This is a genomic window from Nocardioides dubius, from assembly GCF_039528155.1.
Lineage (GTDB): Bacteria > Actinomycetota > Actinomycetes > Propionibacteriales > Nocardioidaceae > Nocardioides > Nocardioides dubius.
The window spans coordinates 152985-167463 of record NZ_BAAALG010000008.1; the positions used below are offsets into that span (position 1 = coordinate 152985).

Below are 14479 nucleotides of genomic sequence, written 5' to 3' on the forward strand. Positions count from 1 at the left end.
CTCAACTTCGTCGCCATGCACAGCCTCGGCCTCCCCAAGTCCTACTAGCCGAACCTGCGCCTGTTCACCCCCGAACCTGCGCTTGTTAACGCTCGACCCTGCGCTTGTTGTCGGGGGCGGGTGGCACTCTGGACCTGTGGGAAAGAAGCAGCGTGCCGAAGTGCCGGTCTGGATGGTCGAACAGGTCCGCAAGATCGTCGATCCGCTGCCGCGCGCCTACGAGGAGAGTGCCTGGGTGGGCGTGCGGTGGCGGATCGGGAGCGCCACCGTCGCCCATCTCTTCGGCGGCGAGGACGGCCTGATCCGGATCACCCTGCGCGGCGAGCCGGACGAGGTGGCTGCCTTCGAGCACCTCGGCGGGCCCTACTTCCGGGCCGGCTGGGGCGACAACGTGATCGGCATGGTGCTCGACGACGGCACGGACTGGTCCGAGGTCGGCGAGCTGCTGCTCGACTCCTACTGCCTGCAGGCGCCCGAGGGCCTGGCCGCGCAGGTGCAGCGCCCCGACGCCGCACCCGAGCCGGGTCAGGCCTGAACGGGAACTTGATAGATGGAGTCGGCCGGGTGACCGGCGCGCTCGTGGATCCGCTGCACTGCCTCGGCGTCGGGCGCCTCGGACAGGCAGAAGACCATGCCGGACTCGGGGTCGGCCCAGGCGTGCTTGAAGTCCACGCCTTCCTCACCCTGGATCGCCAGATCGGCGTTGTGGGCCTCGAGCAGACCCTCCGGAGTGATCCCGGCCATCCCGGTGTGCACGTCCATGAACTCAGGCATCGTCGCCTCCTTGGTTGGTTCCTTCACGATGCGACCGCCTGAGGTTTCCGGTCATCCCCAATCCTGCGGGCCCGGGCGACTACCGTCGATGCATGGACGTCGTAGAGATCCACGGCCTGGTCAAGCGCTTCGGCCACTTCACCGCCTTGGACGGCCTCGACCTGCAGGTCGGCCCCGGCGAGGTGCATGGCTTCCTCGGGCCGAACGGCGCCGGCAAGTCCACCGCGATCCGGATCCTGCTCGGCCTGCTGCGGGCGGACGGCGGCACCGTGCGGATCCTGGACGGCGATCCGTGGCGTGACGCAGCGGCGATCCACCGCCGGCTGGCCTACGTCCCCGGCGACGTCAACCTCTGGCCGAACCTGACCGGCGGCGAGGTGATCGACCTGCTCGGCCGGTTGCGCGGCGGTCTCGACGCCCGCCGCCGGGCCGAGCTCATCGACCTCTTCGAGCTGGACCCCACCAAGAAGGGGCGCAGCTACTCCAAGGGCAACCGGCAGAAGGTTGCCCTGATCGCGGCGCTGGCCTCGGACGTCGAGCTGCTGGTGCTCGACGAGCCGACCAGCGGGCTGGACCCGATCAAGGAGGCCGCGTTCCAGGAGTGCGTGCGGGAGTTCCGCTCGCGGGGCCACAGCGTGCTGCTGTCGAGCCACATCCTGGCCGAGGTCGAACGGCTCTGCGACAAGGTGACGATCATCCGCAACGGCGTCGCCGTCGAGACCGGAACCCTGAGCGAGCTGCGGCACCTGACCCGTACCTCGATCCAGGCCGAGCTGGCGCAGCCTCCGCACGGGCTCGAGACGCTGAGCGGCCTGCACGACCTGACCGTCGACGGCCATCGGGTGGCGTTCGAGATCGACACCGAGCAGCTGGATGCGGCCTTGGGAGCCTTGCGTGGCTTCACGATCACGTCGTTGGTCTGTCAGCCGCCGACGCTGGAGGAGCTCTTCCTGCGGCACTACGGCGACGAGATCCCCACGGAGCCCGAGGCCGTCGGATGAGTCGCCTGCTGGGCCGCGAGGTGGTGGGCCTGCGGGTCCTGTTGCCGGCCTTCCTGCGGCGCGACGCGCTGATGATCGGCTGTTGGACGGCCGGGATCAGCCTGCTCTACGTCTCCCAGGCGATCGGCGTCGAGGGGCTCTATGCCGACCAGGCCGAGTTCGACCGTGCGGCGGAGGCGATGGAGCGCAACGCGGCGCTGATCGCGATGGCCGGCCCGGCGCGGGCACTGAACACCGTGGGCGGCCAGGTCACCTGGCAGGCCGCCGCCTTCGGCGCGATCACCGCCGGGCTGATGAGCATGTTCCTGATCGGCCGGCATACCCGCGCCGAGGAGGAGTCCGGGCGCGACGAACTGCTGCGCTCGGCGGTGGTCGGCCGCCACGCACCGCAGACCGCGGCGTTGTTGGTGGCCCTGATCGCCAACCTGGCGGTGGGTCTGGGCGTCGGGCTGAGCCTGTGGGCGTACGGCCTGCCGGGCATGGGCTCGCTGGCCAGCGGCCTCCAGGCCGGACTCAGCGGCGCCACCTTCGCCGGGGTGGCGCTGGTCGCTGCGCAGCTGACCCAGAGCGTGCGTGGCATGTACGGGCTGACCGGAGTGGCGATCGGCCTGGCCTACCTGCTCCGCGCCGTCGGTGACGTCGGCACGCCTTGGCTCTCCTGGCTCTCGCCGATCGGCTGGGGCCAGGCGATGTGGGCCTTCTCCGGCGACCGTCTCTGGCCGGCCCTGCTCTTCGTCGCGGCGCTGATCTGCTCGGTGGCACTGGCCTTCGCGATCTTCGAGCGCCGCGACGTCGGCAGTGGGGTGCTGGCCGCACGCCCGGGCCCGGCGACGGCAGGCCGCGATCTCCAGGGTGCGTTCGGCCTGGCCTGGCGCCTGCAGCGCGGCTCCCTCTACGGCTGGCTGGTGGGCCTCTTCGTCTGCGGCCTGGCCTACGGCTCGATCGGCAACGACGCTGCCGACATGTTCGGTGACTCCGAGCTCTCCGACGCGATGCTCGCCGCCGGACTGGCGGACCCGGTGGACGGGTTCCTCGCCTCCTCGGCCTGGATGCTGGCCCTGGTGGCAGCGGGGTTCTCGATCTCCTCGGCACTGCGCCCGCGGGTCGAGGAGGAGGGCGGCCGGGTCGAGTCTCTGCTGGCCACGGCGCTGCCGCGGGGCCGCTGGTTCGCGGGGCACGGCGTGGTCACCGTCGTCGGCACCGTGCTGGTCGGACTGGCGGGAGCCCTGGGCCTCGGGCTCGGCTTCGGGCTGGTCACCTCGCAGTGGGACCGGTGGGGCGACTTCCTCGTCAACGCGTCGACGATGAGCCTGGCCTCGCTGGTGTGGGTCGGGGTTGCCCGCCTGCTCTACGGCCTCTCCGCGCGCTGGGCGCCGTGGGCCTGGGCGGGCTTGGCACTGAGTGTCGTGGTGATGCTCTTCGGGGAGGTGCTCTCGTTCCCCTCGCTGGTGATGGACCTGTCCCCGTACCGGCACCCGGCCCTGGTGCCGGTGGAGGCGTTCGCCTGGACGCCGGTGATCGCGTTGGGCGGCGTCGTCATCGTGCTGTGGGTGGCGGCGCAGGCGGCGTTCGCGCGCCGCGACGTCCACTAACAGCTCAGGTCGCCACGACGTCCGCTAGGCGCTCAGGTCGCCACAGGGCAGGCTCTTCCAGGCCCGCACGAAGTAGGAGTCGTGGCGCACTCCGGCGTCGGCGTCCGCGGTGATCCGGGGGTGCGCGGCGAGCAGCTCCTGCAGGGCGACGGTGGCCTGCAGCCGGGCTGCGTGGCTGCCGATGCAGAAGTGCGGACCGCTGCTGAAGGCCAGGTGCCGGTCGGGGGAGCGGCGCACGTCGAGCAGGTGGGCGTCGGGTCCGAACTCCTCGGGATCGCGGTTGGCGGAGCCGTAGACCATCATCACCTTGGCGCGTGCCGGGATGGTGACGCCGGCGACGCTCACCTCGCGCGTCGTCGTCCGGGCCAGGGCCTGCACCGACGACTCGAGGCGCAGGAACTCCAGCACCGAGGTGCCGATCCGCTCCGGCTCGGCGAGCAGGACCTCCCGCTGGGCGGGGGCCTCGGTGAGCAGGGTGATCGCGTGCGAGATCAGGCTCGCGGTGGTGTCGCTCCCGCCGGCCACCATCACGAAGCAGAAGCCGAGGATGTCCCAGTCGGTGAGCCGCTGGCCGTCCAGCTCGGCGGCGACCAGGGCCCCGATCAGGTCGTCGTGCTCGCACGTGCGCCGATGCGCGATCGCGTCGCTGAAGTAGCCCATCATCTCGGTGACCGCGTGCAGGCCGGTGCTCTCGCCGTCGTTCAGGTCGACGGCAAACCCGTCGTTCTGGATCTCGGTCAGGGCGGAGACCCACGGCGTGAAGCTGGCCCGGTCCCGTTCCGGGACGCCGAGCAGGTCGGCGAGCACGAAGACCGGGATCGGCGCGGAGAGGACCTGGTGCAGGTCCGGCGTCTCGCCGTCGGCGGCGCGGGCGGTCAGCTCGGCGATCCGCTCCTTGGCGAAGCCCCGGATCTTCTGCTCCAGCTCGGCGATCCGGCGCGGCGTGAAGGCCCGGCCGATCAGGCCGCGCAGCCGGGTCTGCACCGGCGGGTCGAGCATCACCAGGGTGGGTGGCAGGCCGAGGCTGCCGATCTCGTCGGGGAAGAACGTCAATCCGGACGCCGAGGAGAAGGTCTCGGGTGCGCGCACGGCGTCCCAGACGTCGGCGAAGCGGGTGAGCGCCCAGAACTCAGGCCGGCCGGGGCCGGCCGGATGGTGGGCGACCGGCTGCTCGGCTCGGAGGGCGGCGTAGACCGGGTAGGGGTCGGCGCGGAACGCCGGATCGAACGGGTCGTAGCTCGGTGCCATCGCAGGCTCCCTCGGGTCGGTCCGGTCCTGGTCGGGTGCCGGTCAGCCTAGTGCGATGTGGTCCCGATCACTGGAACGCGTTCTAAAAAATTTCTGGATCAGGGTCTAATCTCTGCCATGGTGGGCCTCCCTCGGGAGTGGGCCCGCCGCATCCGATCGCGCGCCACAACGAGGGAAGCCATGACGCTCAACATCGCCACCATGATCGAAGCCGTTGCGAAGGCGGTTCCGGACCGCCCGGCGGTGACCTGCGGGCCCACCACGCTGAGCTACGCCGAGCTGGACCGCCGTGCGAACCGGCTCGCCCAGCACCTCGTCGAGGCCGGGATCAAGCCGGGCGAGAACGTCGGCCTGCAGATGCTCAACGGCGTCGAGTACGTGGAGAGCCTGCTCGGCTGCTTCAAGGCCCGCGCGGTGCCGGTGAACATCAACTACCGCTACACCGAGCACGAGCTGCTGCACCTGTTCACCGACGGCGACCTGGTCGCGGTGATCGCGGGCGCCGAGTACGCCGACCGGATCGCCCCGCTGGTCGACTCCAGCCCCGACCTGCGTCACGTCGTCATCGTCGACGAGGCCGAGGCCTCTGCGGTCACCTGGTCGTCCCAGGTGAGTGTGGTCGACTACGAGAAGGCGCTGGCGCCGTTCGACGGCGCGACCGCTCCGCGCGATGACCTCAGCGCCGACGACCAGCTGATCATCTACACCGGCGGCACCACCGGCCTGCCCAAGGGCGTGGTCTGGCGCCAGGAGGACTTCCACTTCGCCGCGCTGATGGGCGGCAACCCCTACGGCGACCCGTACGGCTCGGTCGACGAGGTGGTCGCAGGGCTGGAGAACGGCTTCCCGCTCACCTACCTGCTCTGCATGCCGCTGATGCACGGAGCCGCCTGCTACACCCTCTTCATGGGGCTGCTCGGCGGCGCACACGTGGCGCTGCTGCGCACCTTCGACGCGGTGGAGGCGCTGCGTGACGCGGAGCGGCTCAAGGTGCAGATCATCGCGCTGGTCGGCGATGCCCAGGCCCGCCCGATCGTCGACGCGATCCGGGCCCACGAGGGCGAGTACGACCTCTCCTCGGTCTTCGTGGTCGGCTCCGGTGGCGCGATCCTCTCCGCGAGCGTGCAGGCCGACCTGCTCGCGCTGCTCCCGGACCGGATGATCCGCAACAGCTTCGGGGCCTCGGAGTCCGGCGCGGATGGCACGGTCGCCACCGGCGAGGACGGCAAGATGCGGCTCCAGCCGTCGCCGAACGTGCGGGTGATCGACGAGCACCTGCGCGACGTGGCTCCCGGCTCCGGCGAGCTCGGCCGCCTGGCCCGCAAGGGCAATGTGCCGTTGGCCTACTACGGCGACGAGAAGAAGACCGCGGAGACCTTCCCGGTCATCGACGGGGTGCGCTGGGCGATCCTCGGTGACCTCGCGGAGGTCGAGGAGGACGGTGCGATCGTGGTCCACGGGCGAGGCTCGGGCTGCATCAACTCCGGCGGCGAGAAGATCTTCCCGGAGGAGGTGGAGCAGGCCGTGAAGGCGCACCCCGACGTGATGGACGTGCTCGTGGCCGGCGTGCCCGACGAGCGGTTCGGCCACCGGGTGGGTGCCGTGGTCCAGCTGCGCGACGGCGTCGAGGGATTCGACGTCGAGGAGCTGCGCACCTTCACCCGCGCGACGCTGGCCGGCTACAAGGTGCCGGCCAAGGTGGTGCTGGTCGACGAGGTGCTGCGCTCGCCGAGCGGCAAGGCGGACTACCGCTGGGCGAACCGCACGCTCGCCGACTGACGACGCCCACCCGTTGGGTGGTGCACCCCTGCGCCGGCCAACGTTGAGTGGTGCCCCCTTGCGCCACTCAACGTTGGCGAGAGCGCAGCGGAGCGCGCGGCGGCGAGCGCCGCGTTGCTCCGCTGCTCAGCGCGTGGTCAGGCGCGCTGGGGCGGCCGCGGGACGAACATCGGGGTGCGGGCCGCGTAGGCGTCCCACCCGGGCCGCTGCGCCATGTAGCGCTCCAGGCGCTGGGCGCCGGTGGCCACCACCAGGAAGTAGGTCATCGCGATCGGCGAGAGGACGGTGAGCACGCCGGGCCAGGCGGAGGCCGCGATCAGCCACACGCCCCACCACACGCAGAAGTCGCCGAAGTAGTTCGGATGCCGGGTCCAGGCCCACAGTCCGCGGTCCATGACCTTGCCCCGGTTGCTCGGGTCCGCCTTGAACGCGGCGAGCTGCCGGTCGCCGATGGTCTCGAAGGCGAATCCCGTTGCCCACAAGGCGGTTCCCAGACCGAGGACCACTGCCGGCAGGCCGCTGACCGGGGTGTCGACGACCGCCGAGACCTGGACCGGGAGCGAGACGAACCAGAGCGCGAGGCCCTGGGTGACGAAGACCTTGCGGACCGCCGTCGGGTAGGAGAGGCCCGCGACCAGGTCGGCGTAGCGCTTGTCCTCCTGGTCCGTCGCGGCGGTGCGCTGGTACATGTACCAGGCGAGGCGGGAGCCGGAGATCGCCACCAGCGCGGTCAGCAGCAGCCGCCGGACGAGGTCGCCGTCGCCGAGGACGCCGGCCACGATCGCCACCACGACGAACCCCGCACCCCAGGCGGTGTCCACCACCACGAACCGGCCCTGACGACGGCCGATCACCGCGGCGATCGTCATCACCACCGCGGTCGCGAGCAGACAGGCGCCGGAGACCGTCAGCAGGTCGCCGATCACGCGTCCTCCTTCTGCAGGGTCAACTGGTGCACGTCGAGGTAGCCGGCGGCGAAGCCGGCCTCGGAGTAGGCCAGGTAGAACTCCCAGGTGCGGCAGAAGGTCTCGTCGAAGCCGAGCGCCATCACCCGCTCCTGCTTGGCGATGAACCGCTCACGCCAGCGGCGCAGGGTCTCCGCGTAGTGCAGGCCGAAGGCGAGATCCTCCAGACGCTGCAGGGAGGTGTGCTCGGCGACCACCTCGTCCATCGCCTGCACCGAGGGCAGGAAGCCGCCGGGGAAGATGTACTTGTTGATCCAGGTCCAGGTGCTCTGGGTGGCGAGCATCCGGTCGTGCGGCATGGTGATCGCCTGGATCACCGCGCGCCCGCCGGGCACCAGCAGCTTGTCGATGGTGGCGAAGTAGGTCGGCCAGTACTGGTGGCCCACCGCCTCGATCATCTCCACCGAGACCACGGCGTCGTAGCTGCCCTCGACCTCGCGGTAGTCGCACAGCTCGATCCGGACGGCGTCGTCGACCCCGGCTGCATGCGCCATGGTGCGGGCCAGGTGCTGCTGCTCGGCGGAGAGGGTCACCGAGAGCACCTCCGCACCGCGCTGCGCTGCCCGGATCGCGAGCTCGCCCCATCCGGTGCCGATCTCCAGCAGCCGGGTGCCCTCGCCGACGCGGGCCTGGTTCAGGATCCGGTCGATCTTGCGGCTCTGCGCCTGCTCGAGGGTCTGCTGGTCGAACGGCGCGGTGGTGAAGAGCGCCGAGGAGTAGCTCATCGTCGGGTCGAGGAAGCTGGCGAACAGGTCGTTGGACAGGTCGTAGTGGGCGGAGATGTTGCTCCGCGTGTTGCCGACCTCGTTGCGGTGCGCGACCGGCGGGCGGGCCACGTAGGCGTGGCGCAACCGCTGCAGGAACGGCGGCACCAGCTCGGGCAGATGCCGGGCCAGCGCGGTCAGCAGGGCGACGACGTCCGGTGAGCTCCAGGCGCCCGTCTGCCAGGCCTCGCCGAAGCCGATCAGGCCGTCGCTGCCGACCCGCGCGAAGAACTCCTCCGGTCGGTAGATCACCAGCACCGGCCGCCCGTCGAGGGGATAGGCGTCGAGGCCTTCGACCACGTTCACCCCGGCCCGCTTGGCAGCGGCGTCGAGAAGGCGGCGGACCACCGCGGCCTGCACGTCGGCGCGCAGCCCGCGCGGGTAGTCCGCGAGGTCCGGCCAGTGGCTCGGGTCCGGCACGTCGGTCGGAGTGGCGGTCATGGTGTCGAGGCTAGTCATCGGACTCCTCGCTGGGGGCGATGTTGGGGACGGGGTTGGATCGGCAGGCGGCGCAGCCAGAGCGTGATGCCGTGCATCCGGATCAGTGCGGCGCCGATGAGAGAGGCCAGCGAGGAGCGGAGCAGCGCACCCGCGCCGGTGGGGACCGGCTCCCCCTCCAGGGAGGCGGAGAAGGTGGCGCCGTCGGCGGTGGTCAGCTGCACGCCGACGTCCAGCCGGCCCTCGGGGACGGGGACGTGCAGCCGGTACTGTCCGCGGTCGTCGTGGAAGGGCGAGACGTACATCGCCTTCTCGGTGGCGGCCGCACCGTGGTGGTCCGGCCGGACCAGGTAGGCATGCCGGTCGCCGTAGGTGTTGTGCACCTCCACCACCACCGCCTCCAGGACGTGTTGGCGTCCGCCGCCGCCGAAGCACCAGAAGACGCTGATCGGGTTGAAACAGAAGCCCCACGCGCGGGGCTGGGCTGCCATCAGTACCCGACCGCCGTCGAGTTGAATCCCACGCTGGGCGAGGAAGTTGTCCACGTTGCTGCGGATCGAGGCCTCGGGGTCGCCGAGATGGTCGCGGGCGACGAAGCGCCCCAGGACGCCGTGGTCGGGCAGCGCATCCAGGTCGACCAGCCAATGCTGCGACCGGTGGGTGAAGCTGCGGCGCCACGGCTTGCGGCGGGTGTGCCGCACCGTGGTGCGGTAGAGCCCGAGGGTGGGCTCGGAGGAGGGGGAGGCGGTGCGCCGCGGTGCCTCGCTGAGCAGGGCGGCCACCCGCCGGGCGGCCTCGACGCCGGAGCGGGCGCCGTCCTCGTGGAATCCCCAGCCCTGCCAGGCGCCGGCGAAGTGGATCCGGGCGGTGTCGAGCTCGCGCTGGCGGTCGCGGGCGGCGACCGAGTCGGGCGTGTAGCTCGGGTGGGCGTACTCGCGCCGGGCGATCACCTGGGCCGGGTCGATCAGGTCCTCGCCGCCCAAGGTGACCAGGTAGTGGGTGTCGGTCGCCAGCCGCTGCAGCCGGGTCAGGTCATAGGTGACCGTGACTCCCTCGCGATCGGGGCGCGCGAGGTGGTTCCAGGAGGCCCAGGCGTTGCGGGCCCGCGGCATCAGCGAGGTGTCGGTGTGCAGGACCGCCGTGTTCGGGGTGTACCCGATCGCGCCCAGGATCTCGCGCTGTGCCGGGCTCGGTTCCGTGAGCATCGTCAATGCCTGCTCGGGATGGGCGGCGATCACCACCGCGTCGAAGGTCCGCTCGTTGTCGTACTCGTCGCGGACGACGACGCCGTCGGCGGACTCGCTGATCGCGCGCACCGCGGTGCCGAGGTGGACCTCGTCGATCTCCTTGGCGATCCGCTCCACGTACCCGCGCGAGCCACCGGTGACGGTCCGCCATTGCGGGGAGCCGAAGACCTGGAGCATCCCGTGATGTGCCAGGAAGGTGAACAGGTAGCGGGCCGGGTACTCCAGCGCGGTGCGCGGGTCGCAGGACCAGACCGCGGCGACCAGCGGCGCCATGAAGTGCCGGCGGAAGTGCGCGCTGAACCTGCCGCGGTCGAGGAAGTCGCCGAGGGTCTGCTCGTGGCCCGGGGTGCCGTCCCGCCCCAGCAGCCGCTTGGCGGCGCGGTGGAAGCGCGGGATCTCGGTCAGGGTGCGCAGGTAGTCGGCGTCGCGCAGGTTCGCCGAGGTGGGGAAGAGGCCCCGCAACCCGAGCGCTCCGGCCCACTCCAGTCCGGAGGCGTCGTCGCGCACCGAGAGCGACATCTCCGAGGGCTGGGTCTCCACGCCCAGCTCGGCGAAGATGCGCAGCAGGTGCGGGTAGGTGCGGGCGTTGTGCACGATGAACCCGGTGTCGATGCCCAGACCGTCGACCTCGTGGGTGTCGGCGTGCCCACCGAGCCGGTCGTCGGCCTCGTAGAGGGTGACCCGGACGTGGCGGCCCAGCTCGTGGGCCGCCACCAATCCGGCGACTCCGCTGCCGACGACCGCGACCCGCTGGCCCGCGGCCGGGCTCATGCGGAGCCCGCCAGGTCGAACAGGGCGATCGGCTCGGTGGTCGGCTCCGGTGACCCGCCGGTCGGCTCCACGGTGATCCCGGCCGCGGTCGCGGTCGAGGCGTCGCCGTCGAGCAGGACGGTCTGGTCGGGACGGATCGGCATCACCGCGGCGGGCTCCATCGGCCCGGTCGGGCTCTGCAGCCAGACCTGGTAGACCTTGCCCTCCGGCGGGGCCGGCATGTCCTTGGTGATCAGCACCGCGCGGCCCTCGGTCACCGAGCGGACCAGGGTCGCCTGGGCGCCGTCGGGGAAGCTCAGCGTCACCCGCTCGGCGTCGTCGGCGGTCAGCACCTGGGTGCTGGCGCTGGGCGTGAAGCCCTCCGGGTCGTCGGCCCAGGGCTGGGTGACGGCGACGCCGGTGCCGATGCCGACGATCACGGCGGCGGCTGCGGCCCAGGTGGCGAAGCGGCGCACCGGACGGCGGCGCGCGGCCGGGGCGAGCGGGATCGGCTGGGCCTGCTCCTCCTTCGCCGGAGCGTCCTGCTGCGGCAGCGGCGGAAGCGGGCGGACGGTGCTGATCGCGGCAAGCACCGCGGCGCGCTGTCCGGCCGGCGGCTCGGTGCTGGCGAGCCCGCTGAGCAGAGTGGCGGTCTCGGTGAGCTCGGCCACCTCGGTCCGGCAGTCCTCGCACTCGTCGAGGTGTGCCTCGAAGGCGATGCGCTCGGCGTCGTCTAGGGCGTCGATGGCGTAGGCGCCGGTCAGGGCGTGGATGTCGTTCACTGGCCGACTCCCATCGTGTCGCGCAGGCGGATCAGACCATCGCGGATGCGGGTCTTGGCGGTCCCGACCGGCAGGTCGAGGAGGGCGGCCACCTCGGTGTGGGTGTAGCCGCCGAAGTAGGCGAGCTCGATGGCTTGGCGCTGGATCGGCGTCAGGTCGTCCAGTGCTGCCCGGACCCGCCGGGCCTCGAGGTCGTCATGCACCGTGTCGGCGGTGGTGTCGTGCTCCACCTCGGCATTGCGGTGCTGGTAGGTGTGCTCGCGTTGGGAGGCGGCCTCCGCCGCCCGAACCCGGTCCACGGCCTTTCGGTGGCCGATCGTCATCAGCCATGACAGGGCGCGGCCTCGGGCCGGGTCGAAGCGGGCGGCGGAGCGCCAGATCTCCAGGAACGCCTCCTGGGTGACCTCGTCGGCCTGCGCGGGATCGCGCAGCACCCTCAGCACGAGTCCGTGCAGCCGGGACGCGGTGGCGTCGTAGAGCTGCGCGAAGGCGGCCTCATCCCCCCGGGCCGAGCGCCGAAGCAGCTCGATGAGGGGATCGTGGGGCGCGGTGTCCGGTGGCGATGCACCGAAGGCCGGTCCGATCTCGGTCACGATTCGTTCCTTGTTCTCTCAGAGAGCAGGTCAGGGCATCAGAACGGTGTCGACCACGTAGACCGTGGCGTTCGCGGTCTGGATGTTGCCGCAGAGGACTGAGGCCTTCTCCTTGCCGACGGTGAACATCTCGCCGGAACCGCTGACGTTGATGGTGTCACCTGCCAGGGTCTCGTGCTCGCCGGCGACCATGTCGGGGCTCAGCTTTCCAGCCACCACGTGATGGGTGAGGATCGTGGTCAGCGTCTCCTTGTCGGCGAGCACGCCGTCGAGGGTCTTCTTGTCGATCTTCGCGAAGGCGTCGTCGGTGGGTGCGAAGACGGTCAGGGCCTCGGCACCGTTGAGGGTGTCGACCAGGCCGGCGGTCTGGACCGCGCTGACCAGCGTCTTGAGCAGCGGGTTGGCGGACGCGGCGGTGGCGACCGGCTCGCTGGCCATGCCGGTGAAGGAGCCTGCGCCGTCCGCGGGGATCAGCTTGCAGCCCTCGCCGAACGGCTCGGCACCGGTCATGGACGGGCTCTCCGTGTCGGTCATCGGGTCGTCGGACGTCATCGAGGAGTCGTTGCTCGAGTCGTTGGCGTTGTCGTTGGAATCATCGTCGTCACCGCACGCGGCGAGCGAGAGGCTCAAGGTCAAGACGGCTGCGGTGACGGCTGCGTTGCGGGTGAAGGTGCGCTTCATCGGTGGAGCCTTTCTTGGGGGATGTCGTAGGTGATTCGGTGCCGTCGCAGCGGCGGATTGGTCTACCTGGCAAGAAGATTCGGACTTCTTCTCGCCGTCGGCCCGGACGGCGATCAGCCGACCTTGACCTGGATCTGCTGGATGCCCGTCGACCCGTCGGGGTACGGGGTGGCGCGCGCCGCCGTCTGCACCTCGCCGTCCTGGGTGGTGGTGCGCACGCTGAGGCTGTGGCTGCCGCTGGTCGCCTCCCACGGCAGGTACCACTGGCGCCAGTAGTCGAGACCGACGTCGCCGCCCAGGATCGCGCGCTGCCAGGGGCCGTCGTCGATCTGCACCTCGACCTGGGCGACCCCGTGGCCCTGGGCCCAGGCGACGCCACCGATGACCACGGTGCCGGCGTCGAGGTCGGCGAAGGGGCGCGGTGTGTCGATCCGGGCGGAGGCCTTGATCGGGCCGTCGATGGACCAGCCGCGCTGGGTCCAGTAGGCCTCCTCGGAGTCGTAGGTGGTGACGGTGAGCCGGCGCAGCCACTTGGTCGCACCGACGTAGCCGTAGAGGCCCGGCACCACCAGCCGGGCCGGGAAGCCGTGCTCGCCCGGCAGCGACTTGCCGTTCATCCCGACCGCGACCATCGCGTCGGGGTTCTTCAGCGCGATCTCCAGGGGAGTGCTGATCGTGAAGCCGTCCTCGGCGGTGCTGAGCAGCTGGTCGTTGCCCTCCCGGACGCCGGCCCGCTCCAGCAGGTCGCCGAGCCGCACCCCGAGCCAGCGCGCGCCGCCGACGTAGCGTCCGCCGACCTCGTTGGAGACGCAGGTCAAGGTGATGTCGCGCTCGATCAACGGCATCGCGAGCAACTCGTCGAAGGTGAGCCGGTACGGCTTGTCGACGTCGCCGTCGATGCGCAGGTCCCAGTCGTCGGCGGGCACGATCGGCAGGCTGAGGTTGATGTCCACGCGGTAGAACTCGCCGCGCGGGGTCTGCAGCGCCGAGATCTCGGGGTTCAGGTTCGCCAGGTCGGCCGGCAGCGGTGGTGCGGCGCTGGCCGGCTTGGGCAGGGCGATGTCGGTGATCCGGGTGCGCACCCGGGCCAGCCACTCGCCGCCGGCGGCGGTCAGCGCCGAGGCGGCACCGATCACCGCGGCAGCGCCCAGCACGCTGCGACGGCGCACGCCTGCCGTGGGCTCCTGGTCCGGGCCCGGGCCGCCCGGGTCACCCGGGTCTCCCGGCGAGGTGGCGGCGCTCGGCTTCTCGGCCGCGGCCTGGGCTTCCTGGGCTCCTGGCTGGACTTCCTCGGCCTCCGGCCGGGGCTCGCCGGTGCGGGCCAACCGGGCCAGGTAGGTCAACACCCCCGCGCCGACCAGAGCCGCAGTGAGCGCGGGCAGCAGGTCGACCGTGGTGGCGACCGGACGCGCCAGGGCCGCATAGCCGGCGACGGCGGCCAGGACCAGGACGAGCGCGACGCCGAGCTCGACCCGGCGCCGGGCGAGCAGCCCGGCGACCGCGGCCAGCAGCAGGACGCCCGCGAAGACCGAGCCGATCAGGATCGGCTTGTCGGCGTTGCCGAACTCGCGGATGGCCCAGGTCTTGACCGGGGTCGGGGTCCGGTCGATGACGGCGGAGCCGACCGCGAGCACCGGCGAGGCGGCGGGGGTGGTCGCGGCGGCGACCAGATGTGCGGCGGCGATGCCGGCAAGGGAGGCGAGCAGGCCGAAGCCCGCCCACAGCCAGCGGCTGCCCGATCCTGAAGAGGGGTCCATACCGAGGGATTCGTCGCCGACCGCGATCCGGATTGCTCAATGTGACCTGAGGGTCGTGTCGAGGCCACTTTGACGGCCGTCAGGTCACATTGAGTGGTGGCGTAGGAG

At 71.4% G+C, this 14479-nt stretch carries 13 protein-coding genes; 4 read left to right on the forward strand and 9 right to left on the reverse strand.

Annotation, left to right across the window (positions count from 1 at the left end; translation table 11 throughout):
* The first annotated feature begins 136 nt into the window (after nucleotides 1-136).
* Nucleotides 137-535, forward strand: a complete 399-nt coding sequence (locus ABD151_RS10645) for an MmcQ/YjbR family DNA-binding protein (RefSeq protein ID WP_343994096.1) — start codon at nucleotides 137-139, stop codon at nucleotides 533-535.
* On the opposite strand, the gene ABD151_RS10650 is transcribed toward ABD151_RS10645, so the two are convergent.
* Nucleotides 526-774, reverse strand: a complete 249-nt coding sequence (locus tag ABD151_RS10650) for an SCO4226 family nickel-binding protein (protein WP_343994098.1) — start codon at nucleotides 772-774, stop codon at nucleotides 526-528. The two genes, ABD151_RS10645 and ABD151_RS10650, sit on opposite strands and share 10 nt — an antisense overlap.
* Before the next feature lie 92 nt (nucleotides 775-866).
* Between ABD151_RS10650 and ABD151_RS10655 the strand changes: the two genes are divergently transcribed.
* Both ABD151_RS10655 and ABD151_RS10660 read left to right on the forward strand, forming a co-directional pair.
* A complete protein-coding gene (locus tag ABD151_RS10655) occupies nucleotides 867-1775 on the forward strand; it encodes an ABC transporter ATP-binding protein (RefSeq protein ID WP_343994100.1) in 909 nt (302 codons plus the stop codon).
* Nucleotides 1772-3367, forward strand: a complete 1596-nt coding sequence (locus ABD151_RS10660; protein WP_343994102.1) for an ABC transporter permease — start codon at nucleotides 1772-1774, stop codon at nucleotides 3365-3367. The genes ABD151_RS10655 and ABD151_RS10660 overlap by 4 nt, the downstream gene beginning before the upstream one ends.
* A gap of 24 nt (nucleotides 3368-3391) precedes the next feature.
* Here the strand turns inward: ABD151_RS10660 and ABD151_RS10665 are convergent, their stop codons facing one another.
* Nucleotides 3392-4615: a cytochrome P450 gene (locus tag ABD151_RS10665; RefSeq protein ID WP_343994104.1), complete on the reverse strand. Its 1224-nt coding sequence runs from the start codon at nucleotides 4613-4615 to the stop codon at nucleotides 3392-3394.
* Between the two features lie 180 nt (nucleotides 4616-4795).
* Here ABD151_RS10665 and ABD151_RS10670 point away from each other — a divergent pair, with 180 nt between their 5' ends.
* Nucleotides 4796-6394 carry an acyl-CoA synthetase gene (locus ABD151_RS10670; protein WP_343994106.1) on the forward strand — a complete coding sequence of 533 codons (1599 nt, stop codon included), beginning with the start codon at nucleotides 4796-4798 and terminating at the stop codon, nucleotides 6392-6394.
* A gap of 137 nt (nucleotides 6395-6531) precedes the next feature.
* Here the strand turns inward: ABD151_RS10670 and ABD151_RS10675 are convergent, their stop codons facing one another.
* The 7 genes from ABD151_RS10675 to ABD151_RS10705 form a co-directional block, all read right to left on the reverse strand.
* Nucleotides 6532-7320, reverse strand: coding sequence for a DUF1295 domain-containing protein (locus tag ABD151_RS10675; RefSeq protein WP_343994108.1), 789 nt, complete (start codon nucleotides 7318-7320; stop codon nucleotides 6532-6534).
* Nucleotides 7317-8564: a class I SAM-dependent methyltransferase gene (locus ABD151_RS10680; protein WP_343994110.1), complete on the reverse strand. Its 1248-nt coding sequence runs from the start codon at nucleotides 8562-8564 to the stop codon at nucleotides 7317-7319. The genes ABD151_RS10675 and ABD151_RS10680 overlap by 4 nt, the downstream gene beginning before the upstream one ends.
* Nucleotides 8565-8578: 14 nt before the next feature.
* The gene (locus ABD151_RS10685; RefSeq protein WP_343994112.1) at nucleotides 8579-10579 is read right to left on the reverse strand and encodes an FAD-dependent oxidoreductase; all 2001 of its coding nucleotides are present in this window, start codon (nucleotides 10577-10579) and stop codon (nucleotides 8579-8581) included.
* A complete protein-coding gene (locus ABD151_RS10690; RefSeq protein WP_343994114.1) occupies nucleotides 10576-11340 on the reverse strand; it encodes an anti-sigma factor in 765 nt (254 codons plus the stop codon). Before ABD151_RS10690 ends, ABD151_RS10685 begins: the two co-directional genes overlap by 4 nt.
* A complete protein-coding gene (sigK, locus tag ABD151_RS10695; protein WP_343994116.1) occupies nucleotides 11337-11933 on the reverse strand; it encodes an ECF RNA polymerase sigma factor SigK in 597 nt (198 codons plus the stop codon). The genes ABD151_RS10690 and sigK overlap by 4 nt, the downstream gene beginning before the upstream one ends.
* A 30-nt stretch (nucleotides 11934-11963) precedes the next feature.
* Nucleotides 11964-12614, reverse strand: a complete 651-nt coding sequence (locus ABD151_RS10700; RefSeq protein ID WP_343994119.1) for a fasciclin domain-containing protein — start codon at nucleotides 12612-12614, stop codon at nucleotides 11964-11966.
* 113 nt (nucleotides 12615-12727) lie between these two features.
* Nucleotides 12728-14371, reverse strand: a complete 1644-nt coding sequence (locus ABD151_RS10705; RefSeq protein WP_343994121.1) for a molybdopterin-dependent oxidoreductase — start codon at nucleotides 14369-14371, stop codon at nucleotides 12728-12730.
* Nucleotides 14372-14479 lie beyond the last annotated feature (108 nt).

What these genes read in the sequence shown, in the direction of transcription:
- ABD151_RS10650 (WP_343994098.1), bottom strand. Translation starts at nt 774, where the DNA reads ATGCCTGAGTTCATGGACGTGCACACCGGGATGGCCGGGATCACTCCG.
- ABD151_RS10655 (WP_343994100.1), top strand. Translation starts at nt 867, where the DNA reads ATGGACGTCGTAGAGATCCACGGCCTGGTCAAGCGCTTCGGCCACTTC.
- ABD151_RS10660 (WP_343994102.1), top strand. Translation starts at nt 1,772, where the DNA reads ATGAGTCGCCTGCTGGGCCGCGAGGTGGTGGGCCTGCGGGTCCTGTTG.
- ABD151_RS10665 (WP_343994104.1), bottom strand. Translation starts at nt 4,615, where the DNA reads ATGGCACCGAGCTACGACCCGTTCGATCCGGCGTTCCGCGCCGACCCC.
- ABD151_RS10670 (WP_343994106.1), top strand. Translation starts at nt 4,796, where the DNA reads ATGACGCTCAACATCGCCACCATGATCGAAGCCGTTGCGAAGGCGGTT.
- ABD151_RS10680 (WP_343994110.1), bottom strand. Translation starts at nt 8,564, where the DNA reads ATGACCGCCACTCCGACCGACGTGCCGGACCCGAGCCACTGGCCGGAC.
- ABD151_RS10685 (WP_343994112.1), bottom strand. Translation starts at nt 10,579, where the DNA reads ATGAGCCCGGCCGCGGGCCAGCGGGTCGCGGTCGTCGGCAGCGGAGTC.
- ABD151_RS10700 (WP_343994119.1), bottom strand. Translation starts at nt 12,614, where the DNA reads ATGAAGCGCACCTTCACCCGCAACGCAGCCGTCACCGCAGCCGTCTTG.
- ABD151_RS10705 (WP_343994121.1), bottom strand. Translation starts at nt 14,371, where the DNA reads ATGGACCCCTCTTCAGGATCGGGCAGCCGCTGGCTGTGGGCGGGCTTC.